Annotated in this window: 9 protein-coding genes; 5 read left to right on the top strand and 4 right to left on the bottom strand. The window is 51.8% G+C overall.

Annotated elements, in window-relative coordinates; all coding sequences use genetic code 11:
* Window positions 1-306 precede the first annotated feature (306 nt).
* From AAH187_RS00125 to AAH187_RS00115, 3 genes are read right to left on the bottom strand one after another with little or no spacing between them, the layout of a single operon-like run.
* A complete protein-coding gene (locus AAH187_RS00125) occupies window positions 307-1,815 on the bottom strand; it encodes an efflux transporter outer membrane subunit (RefSeq protein WP_342346397.1) in 1,509 nt (502 codons plus the stop codon).
* A 13-nt stretch (window positions 1,816-1,828) separates the two neighbouring features.
* Entirely contained in the window at window positions 1,829-5,056 is a 3,228-nt protein-coding gene (locus AAH187_RS00120; RefSeq protein WP_342346396.1) for a multidrug efflux RND transporter permease subunit, read from the bottom strand.
* 14 nt (window positions 5,057-5,070) lie between these two features.
* Entirely contained in the window at window positions 5,071-6,273 is a 1,203-nt protein-coding gene (locus AAH187_RS00115; protein ID WP_342346395.1) for an efflux RND transporter periplasmic adaptor subunit, read from the bottom strand.
* Between the two features lie 513 nt (window positions 6,274-6,786).
* Here AAH187_RS00115 and pgi point away from each other — a divergent pair.
* The 4 genes from pgi to AAH187_RS00095 all read left to right on the top strand — a co-directional run bounded on the left by pgi (window position 6,787) and on the right by AAH187_RS00095 (window position 12,233).
* Window positions 6,787-8,418, top strand: a complete 1,632-nt coding sequence (pgi, locus tag AAH187_RS00110) for a glucose-6-phosphate isomerase (RefSeq protein ID WP_342346394.1) — start codon at window positions 6,787-6,789, stop codon at window positions 8,416-8,418.
* Window positions 8,419-8,696: 278 nt separating this feature from the next.
* Window positions 8,697-9,404, top strand: coding sequence for a DUF3313 domain-containing protein (locus AAH187_RS00105; RefSeq protein ID WP_342346393.1), 708 nt, complete (start codon window positions 8,697-8,699; stop codon window positions 9,402-9,404).
* A gap of 1,244 nt (window positions 9,405-10,648) precedes the next feature.
* A complete protein-coding gene (locus AAH187_RS00100; protein WP_342346392.1) occupies window positions 10,649-10,936 on the top strand; it encodes a hypothetical protein in 288 nt (95 codons plus the stop codon).
* A 589-nt stretch (window positions 10,937-11,525) separates the two neighbouring features.
* On the top strand, window positions 11,526-12,233 hold the full coding sequence (locus AAH187_RS00095) for a DUF3313 domain-containing protein (RefSeq protein ID WP_342346391.1): 708 nt from the start codon (window positions 11,526-11,528) through the stop codon (window positions 12,231-12,233).
* Window positions 12,234-12,651: 418 nt separating this feature from the next.
* On the opposite strand, the gene AAH187_RS00090 is transcribed toward AAH187_RS00095, so the two are convergent.
* A complete protein-coding gene (locus AAH187_RS00090) occupies window positions 12,652-13,293 on the bottom strand; it encodes a DUF2959 family protein (protein WP_342346390.1) in 642 nt (213 codons plus the stop codon).
* A 438-nt stretch (window positions 13,294-13,731) separates the two neighbouring features.
* Here AAH187_RS00090 and AAH187_RS00085 point away from each other — a divergent pair.
* The coding region (locus AAH187_RS00085; protein WP_342346389.1) for a hypothetical protein at window positions 13,732-13,911 on the top strand (180 nt) is incomplete at its 3' end.

The following is a 13,911-nucleotide window of genomic DNA, read 5'->3' as shown; positions in this document are numbered from 1 at the left end:
TCAGACGAAGAAAGGCCTGCGAACCAGAACCGCGTGCCCTCCACATCGGGTTCTTAAAACCATTGCTCCCTTTTTACAGGGGTCCCATGACAAGTGGGATGTCTAGCAAGTTCAACCGGCGATTATGGTCCCATTAGGCAGGAATGCAGAAAAGTATTGTGCATGTAACGAGGGAATGTTGCAAGAGGATGAGATGAAAAAAATAAAAGGGCTTCCCTCACGGGTCCAGGAAATCCGATCAACACTTCAATTTCATGATGGCCGGTAGATAGCAGCAACTTTTTTCAGTCGCTGACTTCGGCTCGCTCAACTTTTCAGTTCAGGCTGCATTTCATGGTCTATTGGACCAGGTTCTGACTGGGAGGAGGCAGGCTGGATCTCTTTCTCAGTCGGCGACCAACCGCCACCCAGGGCTTTGTACAGCTGGACGATTGAACTCAGGTTTTGCTGGCGTGTCGAGACAAGTCCCAGTTCGGCCTGAAAGAGGTCCCGTTGGGCGGTTAAGACATCCAGGTAGGAGGCGAACCCTCCGCGATACCGTTTGTCCGCAAAATTCAACGCAGACTGTAACGATGAGACTTGGGATTCCTGTGCCTCACGTTGTTCGCCAGTCTTTTTGATGGTGATCAACGAATCCTCAACCTCTCTAAACGCACTCAGGATGGCCAACTCGTACCGGGCAAGAGCCTGTTGTTCCTGAGCGGTCGCCACCCCGACGCCGTAGCCAAGCGCGGTTGCATTTAAAAGCGGACCGGTTAAGGTCCCTGAGACGCCGGCGGTCGCAAACGGGCCTGTCGCCATCGAGTTCAACTGAAAGCCGGCTACGCCACCACCAGCATTGAGACTGAATTGGGGAAAGCGTTGAGCCTGGGCTACACCGATGTTTGCGGTAGAGGCGGCAAGTTTTTGTTCCGCTTCCAGAATGTCCGGGCGCTGACTCAAAAGGCTGGAAGGCAATCCGACCGGCACTTCAGGAGGCAGAGGCTGTTCCGTCAGCGCAAATCCACGAGGGATCCCCATCGGTCGGTGTCCCAACAGCACGCTGATCCGGTTCTCTCCCTGGACTACCTGCTGTTCCAGATTCGCCAATTGTGCTCTCGTGCCGGCTTGTTCAGCCTCGAAGCGATCCAAATCAAGCTTCGAGGCATACCCGTGCTCGTATTGTGATCGGCTTAATCTCACGGCTTCGTTCCAAACTTTGAGTGTGCGTTCGGCAATTTCCACTTTGAGATCAAGAGCCCGGAGGGTGAAGTAGGATTGGGCCACGTCACTGACCAGGGCAATGACCAGGCCTCGCTGGTTTTCCACTCGCGCCAATAACTCTGCATGGGAGGCCTCGATGTTCCGTCGAATCCGGCCCCACAGATCAATCTCCCATTTAATCCCACCCACGAAGGATTGCCTTGAAAAGTCAAGGTCCCCCCGTCCACTTTGTCCGCCAGCTTGTCCGGGTATAACGGCCCCGTTTCCAGTGGACAGCCCGTTATTCGTATTGTGATAGTACATCCCCTCTCCGTCATACCCTAAGGAAGGGGCAAGATCGAATTTGGCAATGATGAGTTGGTTATTGAATTCAGCAATGGTCGCGGCGGCCACCTTCAGGTCAAGATTTTCCTGTAGGGCGGTGTGGATCAGTTTCTGAAGTTCTTCATCCTTGAATAATTCCCACCAGGGCATATTCGCGATAGATTCCGAGGTTCCAGGCGCAAGGCGCCAGGAATCGGATGTGGGAACGTCTGGGCGTTTGTAATCCGGCCCCATGGTGCAGCCGGAGGCGATCAGGAGACTCAGAACGATGGCGCCGCATTTATGCATATCCGTGATCTCCCTAGAGTTTAAAAGGAGTTGGTGCATTTTTTGGTTGTGGGATAACTCCAACCGAATCGTCGTCTTCCACGAACTCGGATTCCTCAAATTCGTGGCCGTCTGGGTCTTGGTCAGGGTGGTCCTCATGGCGGTGGACTAATCGCTCCACCACGTAAAACGACACCGGGATGAGGAAAATCGCGATAAAGCTTGCAGCGATCATCCCTCCGATGACGGTGACGCCCAGAAGGATTCTCCCATGCGCTCCGGATCCCGAAGAGAGCACAAGTGGAACCACTCCTAAGATAAAAGCAAATGACGTCATGAGGATCGGCCGCAGTCGGAGACGAGCCCCGGTCAGAGCCGCATCGACGAGAGAACGACCCTTTTCATACTCCATTTTGGCGAATTCCACGATCAGGATCGCGTTTTTCGCGGACAGCCCGATGAGCATGACGAGACCGATCTGGGTGAACACATCGTTTTCCATCCCGAGCGCCCACAAGGCGCCGAAGGCGCCGGCGACCGCGATCGGCGTACAGATGAGAACACTGAACGGAAGCCCCCAACTCTCATATTGGGCAGCGAGGATGAGAAAGACAAAGAGGAGGGAGAAGCCGAAGATCACGCTGGCCGGGACTCCTTCGGAGGCAACTTTCTCCTGAAACGACATGGCGATGAAGTCGAATCCCATCTCACGCGGCATGGTTTCGGCGAAGACTTCTTCCAGGGCCTGCATAACCTGACCGGAGGTAAAGCCGGAATTCGCTGAAGCGAAAATCTGTGCGGATCGGTAGCCGTTGAATCGCATCGTGAACTCCGGCCCCGATATTTTATCCATCGTCACCAGTGTCGAGAGGGGAACCATTTCATCGGATTTATTCCGCACGAAAAATTGGCCCACGTTTTCGGCCTTGGTCCGGAATTCTCCTTCAGCCTGTACATACACCTGCCAGACACGCCCGAACCGGTTGAAATAATTTACCATCACGCCGCCCATAAAGGTCTGCAGGGTTTTATAGACATCTTCAAGTTTCACCCCTTGCTTCAGCACTTTGTCCCGATCGACACGGGCAAAGACCTGTGGGACGGCGGGGATGAAGGTGGTGTTCATGGACGCGATTTCGGGACGCTGTCGTGCGGCTTCCATGAACGTCGTGAGGTTGTCCGCCAGGAAGGCCACATCCTGTCCGGAACGGTCTTCCAGAATGAAGGAAACGCCACCCGATGTGCCTACGCCGGGAATGGCCGGAGGCGGAAAAAGAAAGGCGTTCGCTTCGGGTAAGGCTGCAAGTTTCTGGTTCACATTTTTGAAAATAGCCTGAAGTTTTTCTTCCGGTTTGGTCCGTTCCTCCCATGGGGCGAGGGTGACGAAAAAGAACGCGTTATAGGTCGTATTGACGGTGCTCAGGAGACTAAACCCTACGATGGTACTCACATGTTGAATGCCGGGAGATTCTGAAAGAATGGCTTCGATCTTTTTGGTAACCTCATCCGTTCGTTGCAGGGAGGCGGCCAACGGCAGTTGGACGTTTAAATAGACATATCCCTGATCCTCCATCGGAAGAAACCCGGTGGGAAGTTTGGCTCCCAGGAGACCGGCGCCCACCGCGGCCACAAGCAGAAAGATCATCGCCCGGCCGGACTTGTTAATCAGGTGGTGGCAATATCCGACATACCCGTCCGTGGCCCGCCCGAACCAATGGTTAAACCACCCGAAAAACGCTCCCATCGGACCCCTGGCGGGAGTCCTTGGCCGCAGCAGCATGGCAGAAAGGGCGGGGCTGAGCGTCAAGGCGTTGAAGGCGGAGATGATCACCGATAAGGCAATCGTGAGCGCGAATTGTTGGTAGAGTCGCCCTGTAATGCCCGGAATGAACGCGGTGGGCACGAAGACCGCCGCGAGAATCAGTGCGATCGCGATCACCGGCCCGGAAACTTCCTCCATAGCTTTCCGGGTAGCATCCTTGGGCGACAGGCCTTTTTCGATATGGTGTTCGACGGCTTCGACTACGACGATGGCATCGTCTACCACCAGCCCGATGGCGAGCACCAGCCCAAATAACGACAACGTATTAATGGAAAAGTCCAATAACGGGAATATGGCGAACGTCCCTACCAGCGAGACGGGTACGGCCAGCAGAGGAATGAGCGTCGCCCGCCATCCCTGCAAAAAAATGAAGACGACGATAATTACTAAGACCAAGGCTTCGAAGAGCGTATGCACGATCTCCTTGATTCCCTCCCTGACAGCCAGTGTCGTATCGAGCGAGATGGCGTAATCAAGGTCTTCGGGAAACCGCTGTTTCATCTCCTCCATTAGCTTCTTTGCCCGGTCAACCGTATCGATGGCGTTGGACCCCGGGAGCTGGTAGACGGCAATAAGCGCGCTGGGCTTTCCGTTGAAACGGCCGATCATACTGTAGGATTGCGCACCTAATTCCACGCGGGCCACGTCCTTCAGTCGGATGATGGACCCGTCGGGATCGGCCCGCACGATGATCTGTCCGAATTCTTCCTCGTTAAGCAGGCGACCTTGTGATCGGACCGTATACGTGAATTCCTGGCCTTGGGGAACAGGTTGAGCTCCGATCTGACCGGCCGGGTTGACGGTATTCTGCTTCTTGATGGCATCCAGGATCTCGGTCACGGTGATGCCCAGTTTGGCAAGATGATCGGGTTCCACCCAGAAGCGCATGGCATACTGGCCAGCCCCAAAGATCGTGACCTGACCGACCCCTGAGCTCCGCGAAAGAGGATCGTTGATGTTTACGTAGGCATAGTTAGCCAGGAAGATTTCGTCATAGGTGCCATTAGGGGAATACAGGCTGAAGAGCATCAGAGGACTGGTGGTGGATTTTTTGATGGTCACCCCGTAGTTCTTCACGTCGGAGGGCAGTTGAGATTCGGCCTGCAGGTACCGCATCTGGGTCAGAATCTGGTCATCGTTGGGGATCGTGTTCACGTCAAAGTCCACGCGCAACGTCATCTGCCCATTACTGGCGTTCGTGGAGTACATGTAGATTGAGTTGTCTACACCGGCCATCTGCTGTTCGATGGGGGTGGCGACTGATTGTTCGACGGTGACCGCGTCCGCCCCGACGTAGGTGGCCTGCAGTTGGATTTCCGGAGGCGCGATGTCAGGAAACAGCGCGATGGGAAGTTGCACCATGGCGATCAGGCCGAGGATCGTCATGAGGATCGAAATGACGATAGCGACGATGGGCCGGTCGATGAAAAATTTGGCCATAAGACAGCTTGTGATTACGTGGCGCTAGCCGGATCGGGGGAACTCTCAGAGCCCGGTTGTGGTTCGTCCGAAGTTACTTTTGGCGTGACAACCATACCGTCTTGAACTTTGAGAAGTCCTTCGACGATGACCATCTCGCCAGGGTGAAGGCCCTCGTCGATCAGCCAGAGAGATCCAATTCTTGGCCCCAGGGTCACTTTTCGAATCGCCACTTTGTTTTCCTCTCCGATCACGGCGACCTCATAGGTACCCTGGAGCTCCTTGACTGCCCGCTGTTGGACTAACAGTCCCCCGGTTCGAGTTTCGATGGGGGTGCGGACCTTGGCAAAAAGACCGGGACGAAGAAAGTTGCCGGGGTTAGGAAAATAGCTGACGATGGTGATCGTCCCCGTCTTGACATCAACTTGTCGATCGGCGAGGACGGCTCTTCCTTTATGCGGGTACACGCTTCCATCGGCAAGAATCAGTTCAAGCCGGTTTTCCTTTGCGGGATTTAATTTTTCTTGGCCACCGACCTTTTCGATGCGTTCGGCCAATTTTAAATATTCCCGCTCGCTAAGGGGGAAGTTGACCTTGATCGGATCCAGTTGAGAGACCGTCGTCATCAACGTATTCTCGACGATGAGGTCACCGATTTGCGCCGTGGCGATTCCGGCTATCCCGTTGATCGGGGAAGTCACGCTCGTCCAGTCAAGGTCGAGTTGAGCTTGTTCCAGTTTGGCCCGCGCCGAAGCGACCGAGGCCCGGTTGGCCGCGCTTGCCTGCGTGGCATCATCCAATTCCTTTTGGCTGATGGCGCCTTCTGCCGCCAGTGGGGTGTTCCGCTTGACGTCAAGCAGGCTCTTTTTATACGCCGCTCCCGCACGGGCAAGTTCGGCCTTCGCCTGATCCAGGGAAGCCTGGTATGGTCGTGGATCGATTTTAAACATGAGATCCTTTGCTTTGACAACGGATCCTTCCGTGTATTGACGAGACAACAGATACCCCTGAATTCTGGCTCGAATCTGTGCGTCCACATAGCCGACGGTCGTTCCGACCCATTCCCCATAAATCGGGACGTCCTTTTGTATGACCTCGGCTACCAACACCTCAGGCGGCGTCGCCGTGGATTCCGCCTCTTTACGATCGCAACCCATGGTTATACCTAACAGAAGGCATACCATGAGGCTTGCTACTCCCCGGAAGTCCCGACGGGCGGGTTGGGGTCGCGTTCTCATGATGAAAGGTCTTGAGGTCTGTAAGGAAGAATCTAAACGATAGGTGATCACGCTCTACCTTCCTATGAGGGGAGGAAAATGAAACGGTCGTGATTCTTTCATGTTTCGAGTGACATTCTCAAGTATTTATCCTAAATAATTTTTATGAGTTGTTTTCTAGAGCTGTCAGGTGAATTTACCTTTGACCTTAACGTGAAAAGGAGAGTGGAGAAGTGTGTCTCCGCGATTTTCCATTTTCCAATAGGCCATTCCGACCGAACGATCGTCACCATTTGACACGTTACCTCCCACTGCTACAATTAGAATTCTAAAATTGTGCATTTACGGATATTTTCATCAACAAATAGGGACAGGGACTAAAAGCGATTGTGTTGGGCGAACAAAACCTCTAAATTTAGTGCCTTATATTGCATCTTCCTGGAAGAAGCGTCTTCTCCAGGAGTGGAGTTGACCGGCCTTGGACGAACAAACAAAGATCTCACAAGAGATTAACCCTTAACGGAGCATCTCCACATGACCTCTCTCACTCAACAACCTGTATGGAAATCCCTTGAACAACATCATCGACAGGCCAAGGAAACCCATTTGCGCACCTTGTTTGCGGATGATCCCGCGAGAGGTCGAGGGATGACCGTGGAGGCTGAAGGGATCTACCTGGATTATTCGAAAAATCTCATCACCGGGGAAACTCTACGCTTACTCCTTGAACTAGCGGAAAACGTGAATTTGCGGGACCATATTCAGGCGATGTTCCGGGGCGACAAAATTAATATCACGGAACAGCGAGCGGTCCTTCATACCGCCCTGAGAGCTCCCAAAAACGCATCTATCTTTCTGGACGGAAAAGACGTGGTGCCGGATATTCATGCGGTGTTGGATCAAATGGCGAATTTTTCCACCAGAGTTCGAAACGGGGAATGGAAGGGCTATTCAGGAAAACGCATCCGGAACATCATCAATATCGGTATCGGGGGTTCGGATCTTGGGCCGGTGATGGCCTATGAAGCTTTAAAACACTACAGCGACCGCAATCTCACTGTCCGGTTCGTCTCGAACATCGATGGAACGGATCTGGCCGAAGCCACAAGGGATCTCGACCCCGCAGAGACTCTTTTCGTGGTTTGTTCAAAAACCTTTACCACCATTGAAACCCTGACGAATGCGCAATCCGCCCGGGATTGGTGTCTGAAAACTCTTCATGACCAACAGGCTGTTGCCAAACATTTTGTCGCCGTTTCGACAAACCGCCACGAGGTACAGAAATTCGGAATTGACCCGGCGAATATGTTCGGATTCTGGGACTGGGTCGGCGGGCGCTATTCCCTGGATTCGGCCATTGGGCTTTCGCTGATGATCGGAGTCGGGCCTGATCATTTTCGGGACATGCTTGCCGGATTTCGAGTAATGGATGAGCATTTCCAATCAGCGCCTTTCGAGAAAAACCTTCCGGTGCTTCTCGGTCTTCTGGGTGTGTGGTACGTCAACTTTTTCCAAGCTGAGACCCATGCCATTCTCCCCTACGATCAATATCTCTGGCGGCTCAGCGCCTATTGCCAGCAGCTTGACATGGAGAGCAATGGGAAACGGGTGACCCTGGACGGGACCGTTGTCGATTATCAGACGGGACCAATCATCTGGGGCCAACCCGGCACCAACGGCCAGCACGCTTATTATCAATTGATTCATCAAGGAACCAGGCTGATTCCCTGTGACTTTATCGGCTTCTGCCGCTCCTTGAATCCCTCCGGGCCGCACCACGATCTGCTCATGGCCAATTTTTTCGCTCAGACCGAGGCTCTTGCATTTGGCAAGACAGCCAAGGAGGTTGAGACCGAGGGAGTTCCGCAAACCTTAATTCCCCATCGAACCTTTGCCGGCAACCATCCCACCAACACTATCCTTGCCGAAGAACTCACCCCGGCCATGCTGGGAAAACTTATTGCTTTGTATGAACATAAAGTGTTCGTCCAGGGGATTATCTGGAACCTGAATTCCTTTGATCAATGGGGAGTGGAATTGGGCAAAGTGCTTGCCAAGCGTATTGCCCCGGAACTGTCGGCCATACGGGAACCCGACCTGGATCATGACAGCTCCACGAATGCTCTGATTCAACGCTATCGGCAGAACCGTCGAATCCAGTCTTGATGCTGCCATTTTAAGCCTTGAAATCTTCCCAACAATTCATTTCTTTTTAGGATCGGAAATGGAACGGTTGAATAAAGACGTGTGAGGCTTTCTCGTGGGGCAGTGACGGTCAAGACCATCTCGTAAAAGGATCACGGAAAAATCCAATCAATACTCATCTGCACGTTTGCAGGTACGGTTTTTGATGTTTTCGATCAGCCTTTTGAGGTAAAATTCGATTCCGAATCGTGTCATGCAGTTCCGAATGTGTTTTTCTTGATTAAAGGAGGGTTGAAGTTATGAGACAGAGTATGCAGAAAACAATGTTGATTGTGTTCCTCTTTGTTTTCTTTCTGCAGGGGTGTGCGGCGACACAACAACGGCGAGATGTGGTCGAATCAGGATTTCTTACGAAAGGTGAGCATGCCATGCTCACAGAAGGCGGGAAAAACGAAGCACTCCTTCGTTACGTCAATCCTGATGTGGACTGGCGCTCTTATAAAAAAATAATGCTTGATTCCGTTTCAGTCTGGAAAGACCCCGAAACCCAAGATGTGCCTCCGGAAGATCTTCAGAAGCTGACCGAATTTGCCTATGGCCAACTGCATGACGCTCTGAGCCTGGACTATACATTTGTGACTCAACCTGGACCCGGAGTCATGCGTGCCACCTTTGCCATTACGGAAGCGGAGGCTTCTAACCCGGTTGCAGATGTGGTGACCTCCATTATTCCTCAAACCAGGATTTTGACTGGAGCCAAGGGTCTCATCGTGGGAGGTAAGCCTGGGTTCGTAGGAACAGCCGGCTTAGAGGCCAAGTTTACCGACGCCAGAACCGGGAGAATTCTGGGTTTGGCCGTCGACCGGCGGGGCGGGACCAAAAATCTCAGCGGGATGACTAACAAATGGAATGATGTGGAGCAAGCGTACACTTATTGGGCAGCATCGGTTCGCTACCGATTGTGCATGCTTCGTGGCGATGCGAATTGTGTGGAACCGGAATCCTAAGGAAATCATTGTGTGAAAAACGAGGGAAGTGAAGAGAGAGTGCGGGATCTCTTTTTCAATTTATCTATAAAAGCCCAGAAATTCTCTCTCACACAGCGTCGGATGTAGGGTGAATGTGTTACGAGTGAAGAAGAGGAGGCCGTCCGGAGTTCACTCAGGTAAACCGAGAACTCTTAATTGCGTCATTTCGGACAAGGTCTATTGCGGAGATCCCCGCTTTAGCCATTCCCGACATTGGTTATCGGGAATTCATACTGGCTTCCTTTCGGATGATCCGCCACAAACTTGCGGTATGACCGACGGGGAAATGTCCCTCTGCCACAGATAAGCAGGTAGAACAAGGAGGGGGGGATGAATCTCCCCACCTGCTGGCAGGATGACGATTGCAAGAAAGGGAAATAGGCGGCGAAGGAGAAAGGACTGCGAGCTTGGTCGGTAAATTTCCCGCAGAAGTTAAAGGTCTTTTCCCCCGCTCCACTTCTTAAAGCTTCTTAAAAAACTGATTTGACCAGGAAACAATCCGGACACGATCCTCTGGTGCACTAAATCGTAAAGGTATTGTTAATCGGACAGCAGCTAACTTGAACTGTCTAAAAAATGCCGCAATTGAAGCCAAAAAAATCGGCAAATGGAAGCGACTCCCTTGTTGGCAGCCTGTTGATGGGATTCCTGGTGAGCCCTTCACCATCTCAGGCGATGGAGGAAAGTGAAAGGGGGGAGTTGGCCAAGAAGACACAAAATCCAGTCGCGGATCTCATCAACAATATTCCCTTTCAAGGCACGTGAATTCCTGGCTGGAGCCTAACTAGCGGACAAAAAAGATGTTGAATTTTCAGCCGGTTAATTCTATAAATCTTACCTGATGAATGGAACCTGATTGCGCGCATGATCCTGCTCGTGATCAAACAACCGGATCTCCGCACAATAGCGATACCTGGGGAATAGGGGATATCAATCTGTCTCTGTTTTTCTCAACAGACCCATTATGCAAAATCCTTGGGTGGTGGGGTTCCTGGCGAACAACGACCTAGTCGTTTGCCGGGAATAAGGATCGCAAAGATCGGAGTCTGCTTTTTTAAAATTTTGTTCATTACAATTTGCCGCACGGCTGGTATCCTACTTCGTTTCCTATTTGTCACTAATTGGGAGGCGGAGGGCAAGGGAATAAGTGGGCGGTGCTCGTGGGGGAGGGATTTGGGAAAGTCTTGATTGAGAATCGTTAACCATCAGCGTGAGGTCAGGAAATGAATATACAGTTAAATGTACAGGTATCGGTGGGGTTATGTTTGCTCCTGCTGTCAGCCTGCGGTCCTACACAGCAATGGGTTAAGCCTGGCGCGACAGAGGCCGACTTACGTTCAACGATTACTCAATGTGATCGGGAGAACCGTCATTTTAATAAGTCAGGGATTTCTCATTTTGGCCCGGAAGATGAAACCGTCCAACCAAGAAACTATCGCAGGGGCGGAGGGGATATGCTGAGGGAAGAATGCCTGCAAAATCACGGTTGGACACTTGAATATGTCGAGTGAACTGTCTGGTTTCAAAAGGAAGTGCAGCTCAAACTGACCTATGGGAATAAAATGTGAAGAGTCCCCTCCAACTGGAAAGTGACCCGCTATAGGCAAATTGAAAGTAAAATCAGGGCGTTAGTGAAGTTTGCCCTGGCACAACGAATTCCTTTGGCCTATTAATCTGTGTAGAGTTTTCTGATGGGGAATAGTTTCTTGTGTGCAGAGTCGTGATGAACAGAAAAAGTGTGGGCGAGGGGGAATAAAATCATAGTCAGGATGTTGAATCACTGGTGGAACAGTTTCCTGACTGTACGGAGAAGGCATTCCAACGCCACGGGGTGGCAATGAGAAGTGCCGTGATATTTCTCGTTTGACAAACAGCGGGAAGGGGATATTTGTATATTCAACCAGACCGGTATGCTAGTATTTTTAGAGAGTAAATATACGTGTGCAATAACGTAACACGGTGTTCATGGGGGGCCCTTCGGCGTAGCTCATACGCAAGCTTTGTCGGCTGCGTGGGTGAGTATGTCGCTCTATGAATCTGCAATCACAATCTTTCCGCACTCCTGGATGGGCCAAGAGTGAATGAGAAGGAGGTCTCTCGATGAACTGGAAGTTCCTGGTCGGAGTGCTTGGCATGGTCGTGTGGGTTGGTGGGTGTGCCGACACCTACCAGGTCAAAGGGGATGTTGGCAAAACCGGGTTTCTGGTAGATGCCTACCCCTTATTGCAACCGGGCAAAGAGGGTGAAGCCAATCTCGTCTACTTGAATCCGGATGCCCGGCTTAAGACCTATGATAAGATCATGTTGGAGCCGGTGACTGTCTGGTTAGGAAAAGGCGCGCAAGCCAAAGATACCGGAGTGGTGCCACCGGACGACGTTCGAGCCCTCGCTAATACGTTTTATCAAAAACTTTCCGATCAGCTTGCCAAGGATTATACCCTCGTGCACGAGTCGGGTCCTGGTGTCATGCGGTTCTCGGCCGCTCTCACCGATGTTGAGCATGGCATGCCGGTCATGGATGCGGCCTCAACGGTGGTGCCCATGGCGCGCGTGGCCTCCGAGGCAAAAAATCTGGCTACCGGCACACAAGCTTTTGTGGGAGGAGCCAGCGTCGAAGTCAGACTCGTAGATTCGCAAACAGGGAAACTGCTGGGAGCAGGGATCGACCGTCGCGCCGGCTCGAAGAAACTGGGGAAAGGGTTCGGCTACTGGGCTGATGTCGAAAACATCATGGACTATTGGGCGGCTAAGATTCGCTGGCGGCTATGTACCAAGCGAAACGGCACCGACTGTCAATCACCAGATTGAATGATGAACGGGGAGGCAGGAATCCGGCGCCTAGGAATGCCTGTCATGGTAACTGGTTGATTTCCATCAGGTGGTTTTTTATCAGTTGAGAAGGGATCGGCAACTTCACCAAAATCTGGCTCCGTGTACGCATGGGGCCAGATTCTTAATAATTGACAAATCAATGACTGTTAGCCAGTTGAATTGTCAGTTAGTTCAGTCTCCACTATTCGTTAAATTGCCAACAGCCTGTAAGACGGGATGCTTAGTGACATCAACCGATGCGGTTTTGTCGGCGAGAGGGTTACGAGGAGTGAGAAAGCTCTCCCCCTTCCTTATCGGGAATCAAAAAAAAGGGGGAGTGCTTTCTTATCTCAAAGGGCAGAATACTCACAGGGCAGATTGCCTGTAGAAAAACCGGAATTCAATTATCCAGATATCAGTTCCTCTTCATGGCGTTGTTAAGCCCCTCAATCACATCATCCAGGTGCTTGAGGACGAAAGCTTCACGATTAAATACTCGGTCGGCAGTCGGTTTCATGGTCTCGACACCCTCCTTGCTGAGGTCTCCCTCCAGGTACTGCCGGATATCTCTGAGATCCGTCATGAAGGGGGTCGCTTCCTTCCTGAGCTCGGCGATCTTTTGGTTAATATCAGAATAGGTGGCGTCCGTGTCGGAACGCCGGGCGGCGGCTTGTTGGCGTGACTCCTCATTTTTCAATTGTTTGAGGTTCTCATCCCATGCCATGAATTGATCCTTCACCACAGATTCGGTCGCCGTTCGTTGTCGCTTGGCCTCTCCAATCCTTTCTCCCAACACGCCCAATTCATGAGAAAAGCTTTGATATTGTGGCGATAAGTCTGATTGGGGTTTTGACATGAGTTCCTTGAGCGTCCCCACTGTTTTTTGAATCTGTCCTCTGACAGTTACTCCTTCGGTCCGTAGACCGTCCAACCCACTGGCAATCTTCGGCGGGAGAGAGCCAGAAGTACTGCATCCAACCAAAAGCATTGCACCGACCGCCACTGAGGCCAGACCGGCTGTCCCGTTCTTGAAAGACTTCTCCATACTCTTAAACATGCTGCCTCCTTTTAAAGAAATTGTCAGGTTGTTCCCGATAATGGGAACAAGGGAATTTATTGTATTAAATTGCCATACATGGACTCAATAGACCGACGGGTATGAATGTCACCAGTTTGTGATCTGGTCAATCTGTGGGTCTCGAATATTTAGTTTATGATGCTGTCCCTTCAGAAAATTCATCCTGCGGGTAGCCCTCCATTGGGATGGGGATTGACGAAATAGATCGTCAGGCAGCTCGCTTCGTGCCGTGGTGATAAGGTTCGCGGACTAAAGGCAGCCCCCCGATCATACCACTTTTTGCTTATTCCGGCATGTGTCCATCCGAGGCATCTTTATGGAATGAAAGAAAGATTGGTGCCATACACACGGTAATCCGCCAAGGAGTTTCTTGCGATACAATGCCGGTGAGATTCATCCACGAGGATCAAATGGTTGATGCACTCTCGACGTACTAATACCGATGAGGTCCTCCACTCTTTGTATCCCGGTTCATCCTCTGAAATTGAGGAATTCGTCCGCAGCGGTCAGGAGGAATTTCAGGTTATTCAATTTGTGGTTGCGGGATTCGGTGTCTTCCGCCATTCACGAAGCCGGTGGGCTAATGTATCCGCCCAA

The organism is uncultured Nitrospira sp., assembly GCA_902500695.1.
Lineage (GTDB): Bacteria > Nitrospirota > Nitrospiria > Nitrospirales > UBA8639 > Nitrospira_E.
Note: the sequence above shows the minus strand (reverse complement) of the source record. Positions and strands in the feature narration are given on the sequence as shown.